This is a genomic window from Mesorhizobium shangrilense, from assembly GCF_040537815.1.
Lineage (GTDB): Bacteria > Pseudomonadota > Alphaproteobacteria > Rhizobiales > Rhizobiaceae > Mesorhizobium > Mesorhizobium shangrilense.
Genome location: NZ_JBEWSZ010000002.1, coordinates 882262 through 902346, shown reverse-complemented (window position 1 = coordinate 902346; position 20085 = coordinate 882262). Strand labels below are relative to the sequence as shown.

Below are 20085 nucleotides of genomic sequence, written 5' to 3'. Positions count from 1 at the left end.
ACCGATGGCCGCTTTGACCAAAAAAACAGCGCCGGAAAAACGCTCCGTCGGTCGAGCCGGCGCCATCGGCTTGACCCGGGAGCGCGTTGTCGAGGCGGCCATCGCCCTGATCGACGACGAAGGGCTGGTGGGTTTTTCAGTCCGTGCCCTCGCCCGCCGCCTCAATGTCTATCCGGCCGCTCTCTACTGGCATATCGGTGGCGCCAAGTCCGACCTGCTCGCCGAAATCTCTGGCGCGCTCATCGCCAGCCTGATGACGCCCGCGGACCTTCCAGACGACTGGCGCGAGACGATCCGACTTCTCTTCCGGCGCTTTCGCGCGCGCGTTCACGAGCACCCTCGTGCCGCGCCCCTACTCGGCCCGCATATCCGCTCAAACGGCGCGCCGAATGCACCTTGGGTCGAGATCATCCTGACTGCGCTAACCGAAGCCGGATTTGAAGACCAGGCTCTGATAGATGCCTTCAACTCTGTAGTCGGTGCGCTGGAAGGCTATATCACCATGGAACTGGCCGCGGATGGCGCTACCGAAGGCTCGGAATGGGTCCAAACCTTCGACGCAGGTCTCAATGCGCTTGACGCAGCGCGTTTTCCGTTGGTCAAGCGACACCTCTCACAGATGTACAATCGGTCGTTCGTGATGCGCTGGAAAAGTGGAAATGTCGCCCCGCTTGAGGACGGTTACAACTTCCTGATCGAGACCCTCATTCTGGGTCTGGAGGCACAGGCCAAACGTGACCGAAACAGGGAACTGGACGCTGCCACGCCGACCGCGGATGGATGACACAAGATGGGCACGGGTCCTTGCCCTGCGCATCCAGAACGATGAAACGCAGGTTGCCGTCGAGTTAAAGGGCGCTCGGAGCGGACAGGCGTTCGGGCGTGACGCCCAAAAAAGCCGGACCTGAACTTCTTCTGACGGGCGGGGGCTTGGATCAATGTTGCCCGCGCCATTCCGGCGCCATCGGTTTCACCAGAATCGTCCTTTCTGCGGAACCTCATCGCCGCCTGGTGTGCAAAGCAGTGATAAAGAGAGCCCATTCAGTAAGTTCAGAAATAGTCTCGGGCAATTGGCGCCGGAGATTGGGCGAAACTTGCGTAATCATCGATGAGATGCGGGAATGTAGCAATACGGAGAGGATCTGCAATTTATTGCTGGCCTATGTTGGACGATTTGGTGCCACGAACTTTCTTGCTGGTGCAATTCCGCCACTCTGCGCATCTCACCGTGAACAGCTATCACACGTGGTACTGGCCTCTTGGCCTGAGGAATGGACAAAACGCTACTTCTCGAGCGGCTATCTCTCCAGCGATCCGACGATCCGGCTTGTGAGACAGGCCAGCTCGCCGTTTCACTGGCGCGAGGTCGGCGATCTATGCAAGGTCTGCCCGTTAGGTCGCCGCATCATGGATGAGGCAAAGGAGTTTCGCCTGGATGAGGGGTTCACAATAGCGTTCTCGACCATCGAACGACATCCGGTTGGCTTTTCGATCGCCGGTGAGAAACTGAACCCCGATCCGTGTGATAGGTTGGCCCTCCAACTCATTATGGCCTACGCTTTCGGTTGCGCGTCTGCTCTCATTGGAGGCGTGCGCCATCGCAAGTCTGTCCACCTCTCACCAAGGCAGCGTGATGTGCTTCGCTGGGCGGCAGAAGGCCTCACCCTCGACGAGATCGCTGCGCGCCTGAACATCAGCAGCAACACAGCCGATACCCATCTGCGCGCGGTGCGTGACAGGTTGGGTGTATCGAGCACCATTCACGCGGTCGCTGAGGCCTTCCGACTAGGCCTGATCAGCTGAGAATCTCACGGGATCACGTGATGCCGAAACGCTATTAGCAGCTTCAAACTCGGTTGGCCTCGAATATGGAGAACAACCGATGCTGCACATTGTGACAAAAGACAATATTGACCTCTATCGCGCGGAGTTGGATGAAGCCTTTCAACTCCGCCATAAGGTTTTTGTCGAAGAAAGGAACTGGACCGAACTTGCGCGTGAGGACCGTCGCGAGACGGACCACTTCGATGACGAACACGCCGTCCACATGCTGTTTATCGCGGACGGCCGTGTCATTGGCTACCAACGGATGCTTCCATCGACAAGGCCGCATCTCCTCACTGAAATCCTGTCGGATCTCTGCGAAGTTGAGCCGCCGGTCGGTCCGAATGTCTGGGAGTGGACACGGTACTGCGTCGCGGCAGGCCATCGTGAGCGCGGCAGAATGCTCAGCCCGGTCGCCAACGTTCTCCTTGCCGGTATCGTCGAGTGGGGTCTTGCCAGAGGGATCGACACGATAATCATCGAGATGAACCCGCTCTGGCTCCTGCGGCTTGTGCAACTGCACTTCATGGTAAAGCCGCTCGGCGTGCCTCGGATTGTCGGCGGGGAAGAGACGGTTGCCGTGACCGCGAGCTTTGATGCGCGGACACTCGCTAGATTGCACGAAATGCGCAAGGCGAGCGTGCAGGCGGGCGCAGGCGACAGTTGAAGCTTGCAAACCGGTCACAGAAGGATGAGCGCCCATGGAATTTCACCAGGTGGAGAGGCGCCTCGTCGCTCGAACCGTGAGCCGGTGGACTAAGATCGTCTCCAGAGCTTAGGAAGCGCAATGCGGCGACGCGTCCAACTTATTACGCTGGATTGCGCACTCATCGTCGCCGAGGAAGGCAGTTTCCTCGGCGCCTCTCGACGCATGGGAATCCATCATTCCGCTCTGAGCCGGCGTGTCCGTAGCCTTGAGCACTCGCTTGGAACGGTGCTGTTCGAACGCCACGCGGCTGGTGTCCGACCAACCCTGCTCGGCGCGAAGTTTCTAGGCAACCTTCGTCGCGTTCTGGCAGAACTCGACGGTACACTTGCAATGGTCGCGACAGCCAAGAAGGGACAAGCCGGCAACCTGGCAGCCGACTTCGATGCCTCCGTGCATGCAACCGAGCTTTTGGATATAGTTGTCGACTTCATTCGGAGCCGCCCGGATGTCATCCTCCGTCTTGCGAAGACATAGCGCGCGGCGACACACTCGCCCTGGCTTGGTATTGCGACGGGCCCGACTGAACGCCCTGTCAGTCATCATGAACCGAGCCAGCATTGGCGCGATGAGCTTCGCCGGGTCGGCGACTGTCTGCCCCGTCTCGCGACCGAGCACCTCGGTATATGCCGCAAGATCGCGGTGAACAGCGGCAGGCAGTTCTACTATGACTTTGACCGGGCGATCATCAGGGATGGCGGAAAGTTTGAGCTTGGTCATGACGGATCCTTCCGCGTGCCATACGGCGCGAGCACAAGGTCGCGGTTGACGATGATGCGGACCGGGAAACCCGGTCGGATGGTGAGCGTCGGCTGGACGTTAAGCTGATTGCGAACGATCTGCTGGAACCGAGGCTGGAGCCGACGCCCAACAACGTCGACAGCGCTGCGGCCCGAAACAACTGACCCCACTGATGATCGACCTCGTCCTCAACAACGCTGGATACGCTTCCGTCAAAACATCTAGTCCGTGAAACCCCGCGCGCCGAGCGCGAAATGGTGCTCATGACGCGATAGGGCAATCCTGCCTCTTCGACTGCAGAGGCGTCGTTGCCTTCAACCGGCCGTTTCCTGGATCGCGGAAAGCAGCCATGGTTGCCCAGTCTCACGCGTGAAGGTCCACAACTCCGTTGTTTCGACAGGATTGTTGGGATCTCCCTTTTCGATGGCACCCGTTTGACGGTTGCGCATCACATCTATGGCAGACCAGCGCATTGCGACCGTCGCATAATCGCGCATGCCCTCACGCCACGCTTCGGAAACTTCACCATTCAAGAACTGAAGATTTGATACTTCGTTCTTCAGGCCCTTGGTGGCGTTATCCGCCAATTCCTCGGAGAGGTAGGAGACCATCTCCGGTGTTGTCAGCCGGCGTAGCCCCTGGTGGTCCTCGCGGGTGAACGCGGCCTGTAGGTCCGCGAGAATGCGTTCGAACGCAGAACGATCGGCGTCGGTAATCCCGATTTCGTCCGCGCCACCTGCTCCAGTGCCGGTGGCGGCAGGCGGGCTGTAGGCTTGCGCGCTGGTTCCAAAACCCTGTTGGCCAAACGGAAAGCCGGGACTTCTCACATCGGCCGGAGCCATATTGTTTCGGTTGAAGAACCGCATTGCCAACATGGCGACGCCGCCGATCAGCAACAACTGGATTATGAAGCTGAGGCCGCCACCGATGCCGCCGAATCCGTGGCCGAACATCATGCCAAAAATGCCATTGAAGACCAGCCCTCCGACCAATCCGCCAACCAACCCTCCACCGAAGCCGCTCCAAAAACTTGGACGCGGCTGAGCAAGCGACGGCGGCGACGGTGACGCCGGCTGGACGGTGTTCGGCGTCATCGAGCGCTTTACCGGCGCGGTATACGGTGCGGTGGTCGTGGGGGCTGGTGCCTGGAAAGTCCGGCTGCCGCGACTGCCGAAACTGCCGCCGCTGCGTGCTTCTGCCGGGTTGAGCGATATGCTCCCAAGTGCCGTCGACAGTATCAACAATATCGACGCTACTTGGATCAGCCGTAACTTAGGCATCTGAAAATCCTTCGATAGGTCTCGGTTATCCGCCTTGCGCAAAGCCTAGATATGGTGCGTCACGCCTTTCCAGCTAATCTCTTCGACCATACAATTTGGTAAGCTTTCGCGCTCGGGCTGGTCGCCTGGCCTATCGCGTGCACCGTTCGCAAAAATCGATAACGGCCAGACTACAGGCATTTTGCGGACCGCCCCATTGTCTGCTTAGAATTTCACCAACGTAGTGATCGTTGCCGTTCAAGATTTGCCTGCAGAAATCAAACCACAAGCGGAAGCCTTGGTCAGCAAGATCGGCGCTGAAAATCTGCTTCTTCTGCAGGGTTCGATCGATGCGTCGCCGCAGGCAGCGTTGGGGTTGGCGGCGCATCAGCTCACTGCTGGAGGTCGCCGCTGCCAACATCGACGGCGACGGAACTCTGAAGCGGATCATCCAGTCGGCTTTGACCCAAAGCCCGCTACCTCGGGGAGGGCGGGTGCAGCCTTCGCCGCCGGCTTTCCTCGCCGACCGGCGAACCGGTCGAAGGTCAGATAGATGACCGGCGTCGTGAACAGGGTCAGTATCTGCGAGATCACGAGTCCGCCGACAATCGCTATTCCCAAAGGCACGCGAAGTTCCGCGCCGGGGCCATGGCCAAGTGCCAGCGGCAAGGCGCCAAGCAGCGCGGCCAGTGTCGTCATCATGATCGGCCGGAAACGCATCAGGCATGCCTGCCGGATCGATTCGGTCGGACTGAGCCCTTGTTCACGCTCCGCCTCCAGCGCGAAGTCGATCATCATGATCGCATTCTTCTTGACGATGCCAATCAACAGGATGATCCCGATCATGCCCATGATCGACAGGTCCTGCCCAAACAGCAACAGCGCCAGCAGCGCACCGAGCCCCGCCGACGGCAGCGTCGAAATGATGGTCAACGGGTGGATCGCGCTCTCGTAGAGGACGCCGAGCACGATATAGACCGCGATGACGGCCGCCAGGATCAACCAGGGCTGGCTCGCCAGTGAATCCTGGAAGGCCTGCGCCGTGCCCTGGAAAGAGCCGGTGACACTGACCGGCATTCCGGCATTGATTTCCGCGGCGTGGATTGTTGTCACCGCGTCACTGAGCGACACGCCGGGTGCCAGGTTGAACGACAGCGTCGTCGCCGGCAGTGAGCCCTGGTGGTTGATCGTTACCGGCAGGACGCCGTTCTTTACGCTCGCCAGCATACTCAAGGGAATCAGCTTCTGCGTCGTCGAGGAGCGGACATACAGGCGGGTCAGAGCGTCCGTGTTTAGCTGGAAGCTCGGATCGAGCTCCAGCACCACATGGTACTGGCTGACCTGCGTGAACAAGGTAGCGACCTGCCGCTGGCCGAAGGCGTCGTAGAGGACGTCGTCGATCGCCTGCACGCTGACGCCGAGCCGCGCCGCCGTCGGGCGGTCGATATCGAGCGTCGCGCTGGTCGCCGCCGGCTGCGCGTCCGAAGACACGTCGAGCAGGCCAGGCAGCGCCGTGATCGCCTTTTTCATGGTCGTCGCCCATTTGTCGAGTTCGGCGGTATCGCCGCTTTGCAGCGTATATTGGTATTGTGCCGCGCCCTGGCGCCCACCGATCTGAATGTCCTGGCGGATCCGCATGTTCAGAGTCAGGCCCTCGATGTTGGCCGCTGCCGACTTCAGTCGAGCCATCACCTGCCTGGCGCTGGCCTTGCGCTGTCCAAAAGGCTTGAGATTGACCTGGATCTGTCCGACGCTGACCGACGGGCTGGGGTTGATCCAGAAGCCGACGTTGTCGACATCGGGATCCTTCTGCACGATGGCGCCGAGCTGTTGCATCTTCGTCGACATCGCCTCGAAGGAAATGTCGGTGGCCGCCTGTGCCTGCCCCTGGATGTATCCGGTATCCTGCTCTGGCAGGAACCCCTTCGGCGTGATCGTGTAGAGCCACAGCGTCAGTGCCAGCGTGCCCACTGTAACCAGCAGCATCAGTGTGCGATGCGCCAGCACGACGTCCAGGCAGCGCACATAGCCGTTGGTTACGGCCTGGAATCCCCGTTCCGACCATCGATAGAACCGTCCATGCTGCCGGTCGTGGTCAGGCTTGATCAGCCAGGCGCACAGCATCGGCGTCACGGTCAACGAAACCAGGCCCGATATCAGGATGGCGATACTCACCGTCACCGCGAATTCGCGGAACAGGCGGCCGACCACACCGCCCATCAACAGGATGGGGATGAAGACAGCAATCAGCGAGATGGTCATCGAGATGATTGTGAAGGTGACCTCGCGCGCGCCGTCTATCGCCGCCTTGATCTTCGACTTGCCCATTTCGAGATGGCGGGTGATGTTCTCGATGACGACGATCGCGTCGTCGACGACGAAACCCACCGCGATGACCAGGCCCATCAACGAGAGGTTATCCAGACTGTAGCCGAGCAGATACATCACGCAGAACGTGCCAAACAGCGACAGCGGAATCGTGATGCTCGGAATCACCGTCGCCCAGAAATTGCGCAGGAACACGAAGATCACGCCGACCACCAGCGCTATGGTGATCAGCATCGTGTATTGCACATCGGTGACGGATGCCTGGATGATCTGGGTGCGGTCGCCCACCACCGTCAGCTTGATCGATGCCGGCAGGCTTTGTGACAGCGCCGGCAGTCGGTCCTTGATCGACTGGATGGTGCTCAGCACGTTGAAGCCGGCCTGCTTGTGGATATCGATCATCACCGAGCGCGTGCCCTGCAGCCAGGCCGCCTGGTGCGTGTCCTCGGGCGCGGTGAGAACCGTGCCGAGGTCGCCAAGCAAGATCGGCGCGCCGTTGCGATAGGCCACCACCATTCCCTGATAGGCCGGCACATCGACAAGCTGATCGGTGGCGTCGAGCACGACGGTGCGCCCATCGCCACTGAGCGAGCCTTTGGGCGCATTGACCGTCTGCTGGCCGATGACGGTGCGCACGTCCTCCAGCGTGAGGCCCCGCGCGGCAACCTTGTCGGGATCGAGCCGGATGCGCACCGATGGGCGTTGCGGCCCGTGAAAATCGACGAGGCCAACGCCCGTCATCTGCGACAGCTGCTGGGCGATGACGTCCTCTGCATAGTGGTCGAGCTCGGTCGTCGCCATGACGTCGGAGCTCAGCGAGAGCGTCAGCAGCGTCGCTTCCGCCGGATTGACCTTGTGGTATGTCGGCGGGCTGGTCATGCTCTTGGGCAATGATCCGCTGGTCGCCGAGATCGCCGCCTGCACATCCTGCGCGGCAGCATTGATGTCGCGCGACAGGTCGAACTGCATGACGATCGTGGTGCGTCCCGACGAGCTGGACGACGTCATCTGGGTGACGCCGGAAACGCTCGACAGCGAGTTTTCCAGCGGTGTCGCAACCGTGTTCGCCATCGTGTCAGCACTGGCGCCGGGAACTTGCGCCTCAACCTCGATCGTCGGGAAGTCGATCTGCGGCAACGGCGCCACCGGCAGGCTGAAATAAGCCACCGCGCCCAACATCAGGACGCCGAGCGCCAGCAGGCAGCTGCCGACGCGGCGCCGGATGAAGAGTTCCGAGATGCTCATCATTTCGTCTCCAGCGCCACCTTCTGGGACGGTTCATCAGCCTGCGTCACCTTCACGCTCGTCCCTTCGGTCAGGCGAGATTGTCCCGACACCACGATGTTGTCGCCGGCGGCCGCGCCGGAGGTCAGCGTGGTGAGGTCGCCGACTACGTCGCCTGTGGTCACCTTGGCGATGGTAACAGTGTTGTCCGGCTTGACGACGAAGACGAAAGGCCCGGCCTGGCCGTTCTGTACCGCGGCTGAAGGCAGCACGACAGCGTTGTGCTCGGTGCGCACGCCGACCTGGACCGTCACCAGCGCTCCCGGCCATAACACCTTGTCGCTGTTGTCGAATTCGGCTTTCAGCTTGACCATGCCGGTCGTCGTGTCGATCTGGCTGTCGATGGCCGTCAGCTTGCCGTCGGCGATCTTCCTCGAGCCGTCCCTGGCGTCGGCGGCAACCGGAAGCGAGCCGGCGGACTGACCGGACTGAAGGTCGGGCAACTGGTCCTGGGGCAGCGAGAACTGCACGGAGATCGGTTGCATCTGCGTGATGGTGACGATGCCGGTGGCGTCATTGGCATGCACCAGCGTACCTTCATTGGCCTGCTTAAGGCCCACGCGCCCGGAGATCGGCGCGGTGATCGTCGCATAGTCGAGATTGAGCTTGGCGGTATCGACCGCGGCCTGGTCGCCGTCAACCGTCGCCTGCATGACCGCAACCTGGGCGCGGGCCGTGTCGGCTGCCTGCGTGGTGCCGGCGCCGGACTGGGTGAGCTTCGTCGCCCGTGCTTCATCGGCGCGCGCATTGGCAAGCTGCGCCGCATCCTTGTGCAAGGTGGCCTGCGCCTGCGCCAGTTGCGCGGCATAGGCGCGCGGATCGATCTGCGCAAGGACGTCGCCGGCCTTCACCTCCTGTCCTTCGCTGAAGAAGATGCGCTGTATCTGGCCGTCCACCCTAGCCTTGACGTCGACCTGGTTCAGCGGAAGCACGGTGCCGAGCCCGGTTCGCGCGATCGGCAGGTCGCGTACAGTGGCAAGGGCCGCCGTGACCGGGATAGGTGCGGCGGCGATCTTGGCAAGCGGCGCGGTGTCCCCCTGGCGTAGCGTCAGTGCTCCAGCACCTGCCGCCACGACAAGGATCGCGCCGAGCGCCAGCCACCGTACCGTACGGGAAGCGGGCCCCTGATTGTCTGTCGGCTGGCCGGCATCTGTCTGGTTGTCTTGGTTTTCGGGGTCGTCGCGCACAGGGGTCTCCATCGGTTCGACTGTCGTTGCGGCGAAAGGGACGGCTGGCATTTCTCTGCTTCGACGGCGTGCCGCATCAAATGTGCGGGCATCCCTTCAAATTGGAGAGAATTGTCGGGCCGGCGTCCCGCTTCTCGACAGGCAGCGCAGTGCAAATGTTGCATTGCACAATCACCATGGGGTCCCGTTCATGTCGGGCCGTTCGCCCGAACATGAAATATCGTTCAGGTAGGAAAAAACGCTAGGGCCGCTGCGGACTGAGAACGTAGCCCGAGCCCTGCACCGTGTGGATCAGCGGGGCGGCGAACCCCTCATCCACCTTGCCGCGCAAGCGGTGGATATGCATGTCGATGACGTTGCCGCGCGGTTCGAAATCATAGGGCCATGCCGTTTCGAGCAGCATCGAACGCGTCACGATCTGGCCGGCGTGGCGCATCAGCAGCTCCAGCAACAGGAACTCCCGGTACTGGAGATCGATGTGGCGTGCGCCGCGCACCGCGCGCCGGCCAAGCAGATCAAGCTCCAGATCGCCGACCTTCAGTACCGCCTGCCGCCTTGTCGGCTGGACGCGCCTTGCCAGCGCGTCGAGCCGCGCCAGGATCTCCGAGAAGGCATAGGGCTTGGCGATGTAGTCGTCGCATCCCGCCTGCAGGCCTTCGATCCTGTCTTGCGTGCTGGCACGGGCGCTCAACATCAACACCGGCACCTGGTTGCCATGGGCGCGGATGCCTTTGACCAATTCGATGCCGTCCATCTGCGGAAGCATCCTGTCGAGGACCAGAACGTCGTAGATGTCTTCCAGCGCCATGGCCAGACCCGTCGCGCCGTCGCGGGCGCGGTCGACGACATGGCCGGCTTCCGAAAGCCCGCGCTTCAGGTAACTCGCCGTCTTTTCATCGTCTTCGACAATCAGGATACGCATCGGACCGCCATTCTCGCCGCCGGAAGATGAACCGCTCCCATGATATGGCGAAATTGCCGGATCAGAGGATCTGGAAGGAGAAACCGAGCTTCCCGGGATCAGGCTGACGCCAAACGCACCGACCGGATTTGCATCTCCCGCAAAACATAGGCGCGGGAGGCGACCATGACCAGATTTTCTCAGTCTCGCCAAGCCCGCCAGTTCGCAGCCGCTGTGGAGCTTCCGCATGGGCTTTCCGGAATCAAACATGAATCCGATTTAATGTTGGCGCGAAACTGATCTAGGTCGGATGCGTCTATGATGCGTCTATAAGGAATACCATACGCAAGCAGCGGCATGATCTTGCCCGCCGTCGGAGTGCAGTGTGACAACCATACTGGTGATAGAGGACGATGTGCAGACCTCGCGCGAAATCGAGGCGGCGCTTGTCGACTATGGATATGAGACGCGGACTGCCTTCACGGGTCGTGATGGTCTCGTGAAAGCGATCAGCGATCCCTACGATGCCATCGTTCTCGATCGCATGCTGCCAGGCGACCTCGACGGACTGGGCGTGCTGGCGGCGCTGCGTGCAGCCGGCATCCATGCGCCGGTGCTGATCCTCAGCGCCTTGACGGCCGTCGACGAACGCGTTCGCGGGCTGAAGGCCGGCGGCGATGACTATTTGACCAAGCCTTTCGATTTCCTTGAGCTGACGGCGAGGCTGGATGTCCTGCTTCGCCGGCGCAATGCACCGATAACCGAATCCGTGCTGCGGGCCGGCCCGCTGGAGGTGGACCTTCTGACGCACACCGTTCGACGTCACGGGCAGCTCGTCGACCTGTTGCCGAGGGAATACCGGCTCCTGGAATATCTTGTCCGCAATGCCGGACAGGTGGTGACGCGCACCATGTTGTTCGAGGAGATCTGGCACTACCGCTACGACGAGCCGACCAATCTCATCGATGTGCATGTCAGCAAGCTGCGGCGCAAGATCGACACGGCCGGCGAGCCGTCGGTCATCCAGACGGTGCGCGGCTCGGGTTACGTCCTCAATGCGGCTGGCTGACCTCTCCAAGACAACCAGCTTCAGGCTGGCGATCGCGTTCCTGGCTTTGTTCGGCCTGGCGTCGCTGACACTTTTCGCTTTCATTTCATGGGAAGTGAAAGGCTTTCTCTCGAACAGGGTCGACGAGTGGGTGCAGCGTGAGGGGAAGGTGCTATCGCGTCTCGATGCGACCGCGCTGGCGCAGAGGCTGGACAACCGCCAGCGCGACGACGCCACCACCGAGCGGCCGATCACCCTTTACGATCCGGCCGGCAAGGTCCTCGCCGGCAGCCCGGTGCCCTTCCCCGCCGGACATGACAGTGCCACCGCCCCGTTCGAGTTCGGCCACGGAAGCCATCTTCCCATGGCGCCCTTTCGCGGGCTGACCTGGCGATTGCCGACCGGTCAAACCCTGCTTGTTGCGCAAAGCGTCGACGAGTTGAACGAATTCGGCGACGTCCTGCTCGGCGCAATGTTGCTCGCCGGCGGCGTGACGACGGTTCTGGGGTTGGTTGGAGCGATCCTGATCGGCGCGGGTGCCGTCCGGCAACTGGACGACATCACCAAGGCGACCCGCACCATCGTCAAGGGCGACCTCTCCGGCCGCCTGCCGATGCGGGGCAGCGGAGACGTCGGGCGGCTTGTCGCCGTCGTCAACGAGATGCTGGACGAACTGCAGCGGTTGATGAACGAAGTGAAAGGCGTCTGCGACAACATCGCCCATGAAATGCGCACGCCGCTGACCCGCCTGCTGGCTGGTCTCGACCGTTCGCGAAGGCGGTCGTCATCCACTGCCGACTATGCCGAAAGCGTCGACGAGGCGATTGCCGAAACGCAAGGCATATTGAAGACTTTCGGCGCGCTGTTGCGTATTTCCGAAATCGAGGATGGCGCGCGGCGGGCCGGCTTCATCGACGTCGACCTTGGCGCCATCGTCACCGATGCCGTCGAATTCTACGAGCCGCTGGCGGACGACAGGAACATCACGATCAGTGCCCTCTTCGAGGGTGAGACGGCAAGCTCCTCGCGTGGTGACCCGAGCCTGCTTTTCGAGGCCTTCGCCAACCTGATCGACAACGCGATCAAATTCACGCCGGCAGGCGGCTCCGTCGAGGTCCGGCTTGTCCGCAGCGGCTCGGCCGACGTCGTCTCTGTCAGCGACAGCGGTCCGGGCATTTCCGAAGCTGACAGAATCATGGTTCTGAAGCGCTTCTACCGCGCGGAGCCAAGCCGTCACGAACCCGGCAACGGCCTTGGCCTCAGTCTGGTGGCGGCGATCGCGCGCTTACACGACATGGATATGGTCATCGAAGGACCACCCGGTTGCCGGATAGTCCTGACCCGCAATCGATCCGAGAAGGCGTCGCCCGTAGAGATCTGCGATTTTTAACCCCTTGTCTCTTTTTTCGGAGCCAGATTCCACTGTCGACAAACGGCTTCCTGGCATCGCACAGGGTTTCCACGAACGGCTTGCCGTTTGCTCACCCTGCGCATGAGCGCGCTCATTCACGTTCCTCCGGCGGCCGAATCTTGCGGAACGTCGCGAGCAGAAGGATGTCATAGACGATCTTCAAGGCGCCCGCGATGAGCAGCGGCCAGCCGAAACCCGAAACGGCAAGCAGAGAGCCGGCGAGCATCGGACTGGCCGCTGATGCGAGACTGCGCGGAACTGCAGTGACGCTCGCAGCTGCGGCGCGCTCACCGGGCGTAACCACCGCCATCACGTAGGAGGTGCGGGTCGGGACGTCCATCTGCGATAATGCGCTCCGGATCAGCAGAAGAACGATCACCGGACCGAGGCTGTGCATGAAGGGAATGAGCAACAGGCAAAGGCTCGACGGCAGGTGGGTGAACACCATCGTGTTCACCAGCCCGATCCGCTTGGAGATTTGAACAGCCACCAAATATGACACGGCTGAAAGCACGCCCGTGCAGAAGAAAATTGCGCCCGTGGTGGCGAGCGAAAGGCCAAAGGTTTGATAAAGCCACAGTGCCAGCAAGGACTGAACCACAAGGCCGCCGGCAAATGCGTCCAGGCTGAAGAGTGCGGCCAGCGTGAGGACGATGGTTCGAGACTTGTGCAAGGGCTCCGCCGGCGCCGCACTTTCGTCGATCGATTCATCTGGCAGCCTCCTATACAGGAGCAGCGATCCGAACCCAAGGAAGGCATAGAGCAGGAATGCGAGCTGGAGGGCCTGCTTGATCTCCAGGCCGACAAGCTGTCGGAGGATGTCGGGTGCGCCGGCCGCCAGAGCGCCGACAGCCCCAATGAGGGAACCGACGACGCTGTAGCGGGCATATAGCGCGGTACGGTCCCGATCTGTGACATTGTGCGCGAGCTGCGCATGTTCCAGTGGCAGAAACACGCTTACATCGCCGGAGGATGGGTTCAGCGTCCCGACGAATGCGACCAGGAGCAGCGGCCAGAAATCCTGGATGAGCGTGAAGGCAAGTCCGGTGAGAACCATCAGGCCTGCTGCCGCGATGAGCAGGGAGCGGGGCGAGAAACGGTGTGCGACGGCCCCGACACCCAGCGTGAGCGCGGCCGATCCCGAAAGCGTGGCCGTGGCGAAGATCCCGATCTCGAAGGCGTTGAAGCCGAGCGCCGCCAGATAGGCGGGAAGCAAAAGACTGACGAGTCCATCGCCAAACGCCCGCAGTCCCCTTGAGGCCAGCAGGTAGGAAGCCGCCGGCCCGGCGCCGGAAGGCAGCAGCGCAAATCTTCGTTTCGGATCTCGGATATCCGTCGTTTTCTTGGCAGCAAGGGATGATGGCATGGCGTCCACCTCAAAAAAGAGAGCCTGGACGCGAACATTTGGCTAACGCCTCACGGGGTCGTCGCGGATGACCCCCTACCTGACGTTTGTATCCTCTAGCCGTGCGTGTCAATCCACGAGGCTTCGCAACAGCCCACTCAACGCCCCTATTCGAGGCGCCTTCCCATCCCGAGCTGCCGGCAATGCAGCCTGATTTCGAGCTCGATCTAGCGCGCTTGCTGACGGCCTTGGTTCAAGGTTGCCCTGTGCGGAAATAAGTTTGCGATGTGCTCGGCCGCCCAAGAGCGCCTCGGAACGATGATACTCCGCAATCCCCCGCCCTGACGTATCGGTGAGAGATATCTGTCGGAAAGCCGAGATAAGCCAAGCAACCTACTTTCAATGCGAAAGAAATGCGGGCCATTATGCACCATCATCGTTGATTTCATCGGCCTTTTCGGGGGTCTGTTTCAGAAATCTTCCCGTATCCTTCCGGATGGTTCTGCAACAAAACTGACTCAACGGCAGCTCACAAAGCTACGGCGCAGACTTTACAAAACTTTACGCATCTACGGAAAGCCGGAAACAGCCGCGATCTAGCTTGAGATCGAAGCGAGATCGAAGCGCGAAACGCCACAGGCGACGTCGTCGATGCCTGTAGGAATCCGCGCGCCAGCAAGGTGGCGGCAGTATCTGACGATGGTGTTCAGCCCAAGCAATATTCTCGGCCTCCTGTCAGCCCATCCATATGCGGTGCTTCTACCGCTGGCGATAGCTGAAGGACCGCTCGTGACCATCGCCGGCGGGGTCTTGATTGCCAACAGCCAACTCAGGTTCTGGCCTGTGCTTGCGATCGTCGTGGCTGGGGATTTGGTGGGAGATTCGGCTCTTTACGCGCTTGGGCGATGGGGAGGAATTCGAATGGTCACAAAGTGGGCGAGTCAGCGCACGATCAAGCGGGCAACCGACCTTCAGGACCAGTTTCGCCGCAAGGCGGACCAAGTTCTCGTTACGGGAAAGCTCACGCATGCAGTCGGTGCGCCGGTCCTGGTTGCCGCAGGCATGGTGCGGATGCCATTTTGGCGGTTCTTTACAGTAAACTCTCTAGCCACTCTGCCAAAATCCCTTGTTCTTCTTTGTATCGGCTACGCGTTTCACTCGGGATACGCTGCCATCGGTCAAAATATGACTTACTACATCATTGTTTTGCTGATCGCGGGTCTGATCCTGCTCTATCTCCTCCTGTCCAGATAACCAGCTGCAAGAAGACACCATGCGCATCGCCATCTTTTCCGACAATTTCCATCCCGAGATCGGCGGGATCCAGGACTCGATCGAAGCATTGGCGAAGGCGCTTGGACAGCGAGGGCATGCTATCGACTTCTACGTACCGCACTACGGTCGTCGTGAATTCGAACGCATCAACGCAGCACCCGTTGAGTTGAATTTGGGGCCTCGCATCCGCGTTCATCGCTTGCACTCGGTGCCGTTTCCATCCTCGACAAAGCAATCGCGAGCGGTTTTTCCCCTGCCCGCTTCGTGGCTCCGTCTGCCCCCGGCGGCGCGACCGGACGTCATCCACACCCAGACCTTCTTTGGAGCCGGATTGAGCGCGCTTCTAGCGGGAAGGCGACTGGGAATTCCTGTTGCGGGAACAAATCACACCGCCATCAAGGCGTTCGGTTCGTATCTGCCATTCGGGATGGATGCCGCAGCGGCCTACGTTCTTTGGTACTACAACCGCTGCGATTTTGTCACCGCGCCGTCGCTGTCGGTTTTCAACGAGCTTGGCCAGGACAGGCTGCGCCGCCCGCTGGAAGTCGTTTCCAACCCGATCGCTACGGACATCTTCCGACCGGTCTCCCCGGCGATGAAGCGCAAGCTCAGAACGGCACTGCACCTCCATGGCCCGACGATCGTCTATGCCGGCAGGCTGGGTTCAGAGAAGAATATCGATCCCATCCTTCATGCGCTCGCGCTGCTGAAGCAGCGGGTACCGTCGGCGGAGCTGGTCATTGCCGGCCATGGCAGTCAGGAGCGTCACCTTCGCGCCCTCGTGCAACGGCTCTGCCTCCAGCCGAGCGTGCGGTTCGTTGGGACGCTGCCGAAATCGGACCTCGCTGAACTGTTCCAGGCGTCCGACGTCTTCGTGACCATGAGCACCTCCGAGACCCAGGGGATCGCTCTGCTTCAGGCAATGGCGTGCGGCATCCCTGTGATCGGCGCGAATGCGAGAGCCCTGCCTGAATTCATCGCAAACGACCGCGGCTTCCTGGTGGAGGCATCCGATGTCGCCTCGCTTGCGGATCGTCTTGCGGATTTGCTCGGCCATTCGGATTTGCGGTCACGGCTCGGGCGGGGCGGAGCTTCCTACGTGAAGCAATTCGCCACGGAACGGATCGCGGACCAATGGGAGCATCACTATCAACTCTTGATCGAACGGAAAACAAGCGATGAAAGAAGCCATCAAGATCAGCTTTGTCGTGCCAGCGTATAATGAGGAAGCATGTCTTCCGCGAACGCTGGAAGCCATCGTCGCTGAGATCGCGCGATCCCAATGCGCCGCCGAAATCATTGTCGTGAACAACGCGAGCACGGACAAGACGCGTCAGACAGCGCAGGCTTATCCCGGGATCTTCGTCATCGACGAGCCAGTCAAAGGCCTCGTTCGTGCCCGCGCCGCAGGGTTTCACGTCGCAACAGGCGACCTGATCGCCAACATCGACGCCGATACGATCCTTACCGAGGGATGGATAGACAAGGTCCTGCGAGCGTTTGCGGCCAATCCCGAGCTCGCCGCCATGAGCGGGCCGCTTGTCTACTATGATCTGCCAAAGCGTACACGGGCGCTGGTACGCGCGTTTTATTGCGGCGGCTATGTCTGTTATCTTCTCAACCGTTACATCCTGCGTGTCGGATCGATGATGCAAGGGGGCAACTTCGTCGTGAAACGCGACGCGTTGGTACGCATTGGCGGCTTCAATCCGAACTTTGCATTTTATGGCGAAGACACTGAACTCGCCCGCCGCCTTTCCAAAGTCGGGGACGTCGATTTCACGTTTTCATTGCCCGCGTTGTCGTCCGGACGGCGCCTGGTCGGCGAAGGCGTGGCGCGCATCGGGCTGCGTTACGCGATGAACTTTTTCTGGGCGACATTCCTGAAAAAGCCGTTCACCGAATCCTGGCTGGACTTTCGCGACCAGCCGCAAAAGCCGCTGCCATGACAACCACGCAACCTTCCCAAGGCACCAGGCCGCCCCGTCGGCTTGCACGCCAATTCGGCAAGCGCCTTGCCTATGATATCGGTTTCAGCATGATCCTGCTGGCACTGAGCATCGTTTCCAATTTCTACGCCGGAACCTTCGCGACGGCGAATGTCAGCAATCCAGTGACTGACATCATTCTCGACAACGTCCCGGTCGTGAATGTGGACTTCATCTTCGTCGACGGGCCGCTTTTCATGTGGATGTTCGTTGGCGTCCTTCTGCTTGCGCGACCTCAGCGCATTCCTTTCGTCTTCAACGGGCTGGCCCTTTTCATTCTTGTGAGGTCGGGGTTCATTATTCTGACCCACATTGGGCCCTTTCCCACCAGAAGCACGTTCGACCTGAACGCAATCATGCAATCATTCACATTTGGCGGCGACCTCTTTTTCTCGGGCCATACGGGCGCGCCATTTCTTCTCGCCTTGATGTTCTGGAAGGATTCGAGGCTGCGATTTGCCTTCCTGGCGGCCACGGCACTCTTCGGTGTCGCGGTACTTCTCGGTCATCTCCACTATTCGATCGATGTCTTCGCGGCATTCTTCATCAGCTATGGAGTCCATGACCTCGCGAGGTTCCTGTTCCGGCGAGACTGGGAGTTCTTCGACGCGACCAATGGCGCGAGGAATAGGAGGCAGCTATCCAGACTGGGCTTCGCGCGGCGATGGGCATGACGGAGCATCAAGCGAAAAAATGTCCGATCTCATACTGCTGATTGAAGACGACCGCAGGCTGGCCGGAATGGTCCTGGATTTTCTGACCCAGAACGGCTTTGCCGTCGAACACATGCCAACGGGCGAAGAAGGCCTGGCTCGCCTGGCGCGAGGCGGTGTGTCGGCGATCGTCCTGGATCTGATGCTTCCAGGCATCGACGGCCTCGAAGTCTGTAGGCGGGTTCGAGTGACTTCGGATGCCGCCATACTCATGCTGACTGCGCGGGGTGACGAGACGGATCGTGTGGTTGGCCTGGAACTCGGAGCGGATGACTATCTCCCCAAGCCATTCAGTCCTCGTGAGCTTGTGGCGCGCCTCCGCGCTGTCTTGCGGCGTCGCAACGCGGGTCCGCATCAACAAGAGCTCCTTTGCTTCGGCCCGCTTGAAATCGATCCGGCGGCACGACAGTTGCGCGTCAACGGCGCCGAGCAAAGCCTCACCAGCTATCAATTCGATCTCCTGGTCGCACTCGCCCGGCATGCCGGCCGCGTCCTGTCCAGGGATCAGATCATGGACATGGTCAAGGGCGAACCTTTTGAGGCATTCGACCGTAGCATCGATGTCCACATCTCTCGCATCCGTGCGGCAATCGAGAAAGACCCTCGCCGCCCCCGGCAAATCCTGACCATTCGGGGAGTGGGTTATCTCTTCGCCCGTCATCATGATCGGCCGGACAAGATCGAATGAGACGCCTTTACCAGCATATCTATGCCGCCCTGCTGCTGAGCCTTTGCGTATTCGCCGTGCTCGCCGGATTGCTGTGGCGCTATGTGCTGGGAGAGGTTCAGACCGGAAATCGCGTCGGGATCGACACCGCATTGGCCGAGGTCGCCATGTCTGCATCCACGGCCGTGCCCTCGGACCTCGCCGCCACGCTGCTTCAACTCCAGAAGCGGCTGGGGCGGGCCGATATCGCCATCTTTTCGCCAGACGGTGTGTCCGTCGCGTCGGTGGGCGCACCACTTCCTCCGCCGGAGCATGCGAAAGACAGGAGCTTCAAGGAACGGCTTACGCTCGACGGTTGGGTTTGGACACTTGCACTCTCGGACGGGCGCGTGCTGGTGCTCCGCCGTCCCACTGACTACGACGAGCCGATCCCGAGCGTTTTCCTGTTGCTCGGCGCCACACTCGTTGCAGTAGCAATTGGCGCCTACCCCATCACTCGCCGCCTGACCCGACGCGTGGAAGGATTGAAGAAAGCGGTCGACGGATTCGGCGCTGGAGACCTGTCGAGGCGCGTGGAAGTCTCCGGCAATGACGAAGTCGCGGCGCTCTCCGACAGTTTTAACCGGATGGCGGAGCGCATCGGCGAACTGCTGTCCGCCCATAAAACGCTGCTCGCCAACGCTTCGCATGAATTGCGTTCTCCGCTTGCACGCCTGCGAATGGGGGCGGAGCTGCTACAGCCACAGGCAGATAAATGGCTGAGGCAGGAGTTCGAAAGCAACATTGCCGAACTCGACGGACTTGTCGGCGAGATCCTGCTGGCCAGCCGCCTCGAGACGCTCGAAATCGTCACCGAAATGCACCCCGTCGATCTGCTGGCGATCACTGCCGAGGAGTGCGCGGCAGCCGATGCTTCGCTCGAAGGTGAACCAGTCACGGTCTTCGGCGAGCCTCGGCTACTGCGTCGGCTTGTCCGCAACCTGCTCGACAATGCCCGTCGCTATGGTGGCGGCACCGCCATTGAGGTGTCGTTGGCGCGTCGAGGTGTAGCAATCAAGCTTTCGGTATGCGACCGAGGCCCTGGCGTCGCCACCGAGGAGCGCGAGCGCATCTTCGAACCATTTTACCGCCCGGCCGGAACACGCGAGCAGGAAGGGGGCGTCGGCCTCGGGCTTGCCCTTGTGAGGCAGATTGCGAGACGCCACAACGGCGATGTTCATTGTGTCGCAAGGCCTGGCGGTGGCACCTCCTTCGAGGTCGAATTTCGAGAATTGAAGCATGCCGACGGTCACATGTCCGCGGCAACGTCATAATGGGTGATCGAACAATGTCAGCCTTGCGCCAGACGCTCGACGCGCTTCTCCGGGGCGAGCCCGCCGGCGGGACCTCATTCGCGCGATGGAAGGAG

Annotated in this window: 18 protein-coding genes and 2 pseudogenes; 12 read left to right on the top strand and 8 right to left on the bottom strand. The window is 60.9% G+C overall.

Annotation, left to right across the window (positions count from 1 at the left end; translation table 11 throughout):
• Positions 1-4: 4 nt before the first annotated feature.
• The 4 genes and pseudogenes from ABVQ20_RS29025 to ABVQ20_RS40535 all read left to right on the top strand — a co-directional run.
• Positions 5-784: a TetR/AcrR family transcriptional regulator gene (locus tag ABVQ20_RS29025; RefSeq protein ID WP_354463120.1), complete on the top strand. Its 780-nt coding sequence runs from the start codon at positions 5-7 to the stop codon at positions 782-784.
• Positions 785-882: 98 nt separating this feature from the next.
• A complete protein-coding gene (locus ABVQ20_RS29020) occupies positions 883-1803 on the top strand; it encodes a helix-turn-helix transcriptional regulator (RefSeq protein ID WP_354463119.1) in 921 nt (306 codons plus the stop codon).
• 79 nt (positions 1804-1882) lie between these two features.
• Positions 1883-2491, top strand: a complete 609-nt coding sequence (locus tag ABVQ20_RS29015; RefSeq protein ID WP_354463118.1) for an acyl-homoserine-lactone synthase — start codon at positions 1883-1885, stop codon at positions 2489-2491.
• Positions 2492-2611: 120 nt separating this feature from the next.
• A pseudogene (locus tag ABVQ20_RS40535) lies at positions 2612-2794 on the top strand (helix-turn-helix domain-containing protein); the annotation flags it as partial.
• Between the two features lie 21 nt (positions 2795-2815).
• On the opposite strand, the gene ABVQ20_RS40530 reads toward ABVQ20_RS40535, so the two are convergent.
• The 7 genes and pseudogenes from ABVQ20_RS40530 to ABVQ20_RS28975 form a co-directional block, all read right to left on the bottom strand.
• Positions 2816-3250, bottom strand: coding sequence for a DUF2274 domain-containing protein (locus ABVQ20_RS40530; RefSeq protein ID WP_435528438.1), 435 nt, complete (start codon positions 3248-3250; stop codon positions 2816-2818).
• Positions 3247-3464, bottom strand: a pseudogene (locus ABVQ20_RS29000) (TrbI/VirB10 family protein); the annotation flags it as partial. The pseudogene ABVQ20_RS29000 and the gene ABVQ20_RS40530, both read right to left, overlap by 4 nt.
• Positions 3465-3585: 121 nt before the next feature.
• Positions 3586-4551 carry a Tim44 domain-containing protein gene (locus tag ABVQ20_RS28995; RefSeq protein ID WP_354463116.1) on the bottom strand — a complete coding sequence of 322 codons (966 nt, stop codon included), beginning with the start codon at positions 4549-4551 and terminating at the stop codon, positions 3586-3588.
• Positions 4552-4681: 130 nt separating this feature from the next.
• A complete protein-coding gene (locus ABVQ20_RS28990; protein ID WP_354463115.1) occupies positions 4682-4981 on the bottom strand; it encodes a hypothetical protein in 300 nt (99 codons plus the stop codon).
• A complete protein-coding gene (locus ABVQ20_RS28985) occupies positions 4978-8103 on the bottom strand; it encodes an efflux RND transporter permease subunit (RefSeq protein ID WP_435528443.1) in 3126 nt (1041 codons plus the stop codon). The genes ABVQ20_RS28990 and ABVQ20_RS28985 overlap by 4 nt, the downstream gene beginning before the upstream one ends.
• On the bottom strand, positions 8103-9329 hold the full coding sequence (locus tag ABVQ20_RS28980; RefSeq protein WP_354463113.1) for an efflux RND transporter periplasmic adaptor subunit: 1227 nt from the start codon (positions 9327-9329) through the stop codon (positions 8103-8105). The genes ABVQ20_RS28985 and ABVQ20_RS28980 overlap by 1 nt, the downstream gene beginning before the upstream one ends.
• Positions 9330-9570: 241 nt before the next feature.
• Complete coding sequence (locus ABVQ20_RS28975; protein ID WP_354463112.1) at positions 9571-10251, bottom strand: response regulator transcription factor; 681 nt, start codon at positions 10249-10251, stop codon at positions 9571-9573.
• A 364-nt stretch (positions 10252-10615) separates the two neighbouring features.
• On the opposite strand from ABVQ20_RS28975, the gene ABVQ20_RS28970 reads away from it, so the two are divergent.
• Both ABVQ20_RS28970 and ABVQ20_RS28965 read left to right on the top strand, forming a co-directional pair.
• Positions 10616-11299, top strand: coding sequence for a response regulator transcription factor (locus ABVQ20_RS28970; protein ID WP_258589733.1), 684 nt, complete (start codon positions 10616-10618; stop codon positions 11297-11299).
• Positions 11286-12668, top strand: coding sequence for a sensor histidine kinase (locus ABVQ20_RS28965; RefSeq protein WP_354463111.1), 1383 nt, complete (start codon positions 11286-11288; stop codon positions 12666-12668). The genes ABVQ20_RS28970 and ABVQ20_RS28965 overlap by 14 nt, the downstream gene beginning before the upstream one ends.
• 112 nt (positions 12669-12780) lie before the next feature.
• On the opposite strand, the gene ABVQ20_RS28960 is transcribed toward ABVQ20_RS28965, so the two are convergent.
• Entirely contained in the window at positions 12781-13992 is a 1212-nt protein-coding gene (locus ABVQ20_RS28960) for an MFS transporter (protein WP_354463170.1), read from the bottom strand.
• 693 nt (positions 13993-14685) lie between these two features.
• Here ABVQ20_RS28960 and ABVQ20_RS28955 point away from each other — a divergent pair.
• Genes ABVQ20_RS28955 through ABVQ20_RS28930 form a run of 6 tightly spaced genes read left to right on the top strand, consistent with a single transcriptional unit; the run spans position 14686 to position 19990 of the window.
• On the top strand, positions 14686-15288 hold the full coding sequence (locus tag ABVQ20_RS28955; RefSeq protein ID WP_354463110.1) for a DedA family protein: 603 nt from the start codon (positions 14686-14688) through the stop codon (positions 15286-15288).
• A 19-nt stretch (positions 15289-15307) separates the two neighbouring features.
• Positions 15308-16531 carry a glycosyltransferase gene (locus ABVQ20_RS28950; RefSeq protein WP_354463109.1) on the top strand — a complete coding sequence of 408 codons (1224 nt, stop codon included), beginning with the start codon at positions 15308-15310 and terminating at the stop codon, positions 16529-16531.
• A complete protein-coding gene (locus ABVQ20_RS28945) occupies positions 16488-17258 on the top strand; it encodes a glycosyltransferase family 2 protein (protein WP_354463108.1) in 771 nt (256 codons plus the stop codon). The genes ABVQ20_RS28950 and ABVQ20_RS28945 overlap by 44 nt, the downstream gene beginning before the upstream one ends.
• Entirely contained in the window at positions 17255-17971 is a 717-nt protein-coding gene (locus ABVQ20_RS28940; RefSeq protein WP_354463107.1) for a phosphatase PAP2-related protein, read from the top strand. The genes ABVQ20_RS28945 and ABVQ20_RS28940 overlap by 4 nt, the downstream gene beginning before the upstream one ends.
• A gap of 19 nt (positions 17972-17990) precedes the next feature.
• Entirely contained in the window at positions 17991-18698 is a 708-nt protein-coding gene (locus ABVQ20_RS28935) for a winged helix-turn-helix domain-containing protein (RefSeq protein ID WP_354463106.1), read from the top strand.
• On the top strand, positions 18695-19990 hold the full coding sequence (locus ABVQ20_RS28930; protein ID WP_354463105.1) for a sensor histidine kinase: 1296 nt from the start codon (positions 18695-18697) through the stop codon (positions 19988-19990). The genes ABVQ20_RS28935 and ABVQ20_RS28930 overlap by 4 nt, the downstream gene beginning before the upstream one ends.
• The last annotated feature ends 95 nt before the right edge of the window (positions 19991-20085 follow it).

Coding starts and splice junctions, on each gene's coding strand:
- ABVQ20_RS28990 (WP_354463115.1), bottom strand. CDS start 4,981: ATGATCCGCTTCAGAGTTCCGTCGCCGTCGATGTTGGCAGCGGCGACC.
- ABVQ20_RS28930 (WP_354463105.1), top strand. CDS start 18,695: ATGAGACGCCTTTACCAGCATATCTATGCCGCCCTGCTGCTGAGCCTT.
- ABVQ20_RS28955 (WP_354463110.1), top strand. CDS start 14,686: ATGCCTGTAGGAATCCGCGCGCCAGCAAGGTGGCGGCAGTATCTGACG.
- ABVQ20_RS28975 (WP_354463112.1), bottom strand. CDS start 10,251: ATGCGTATCCTGATTGTCGAAGACGATGAAAAGACGGCGAGTTACCTG.
- ABVQ20_RS28945 (WP_354463108.1), top strand. CDS start 16,488: ATGAAAGAAGCCATCAAGATCAGCTTTGTCGTGCCAGCGTATAATGAG.
- ABVQ20_RS40530 (WP_435528438.1), bottom strand. CDS start 3,250: ATGACCAAGCTCAAACTTTCCGCCATCCCTGATGATCGCCCGGTCAAA.
- ABVQ20_RS29015 (WP_354463118.1), top strand. CDS start 1,883: ATGCTGCACATTGTGACAAAAGACAATATTGACCTCTATCGCGCGGAG.
- ABVQ20_RS28940 (WP_354463107.1), top strand. CDS start 17,255: ATGACAACCACGCAACCTTCCCAAGGCACCAGGCCGCCCCGTCGGCTT.
- ABVQ20_RS28985 (WP_435528443.1), bottom strand. CDS start 8,103: ATGAGCATCTCGGAACTCTTCATCCGGCGCCGCGTCGGCAGCTGCCTG.
- ABVQ20_RS28950 (WP_354463109.1), top strand. CDS start 15,308: ATGCGCATCGCCATCTTTTCCGACAATTTCCATCCCGAGATCGGCGGG.
- ABVQ20_RS28935 (WP_354463106.1), top strand. CDS start 17,991: ATGTCCGATCTCATACTGCTGATTGAAGACGACCGCAGGCTGGCCGGA.
- ABVQ20_RS28965 (WP_354463111.1), top strand. CDS start 11,286: ATGCGGCTGGCTGACCTCTCCAAGACAACCAGCTTCAGGCTGGCGATC.
- ABVQ20_RS29025 (WP_354463120.1), top strand. CDS start 5: ATGGCCGCTTTGACCAAAAAAACAGCGCCGGAAAAACGCTCCGTCGGT.
- ABVQ20_RS28995 (WP_354463116.1), bottom strand. CDS start 4,551: ATGCCTAAGTTACGGCTGATCCAAGTAGCGTCGATATTGTTGATACTG.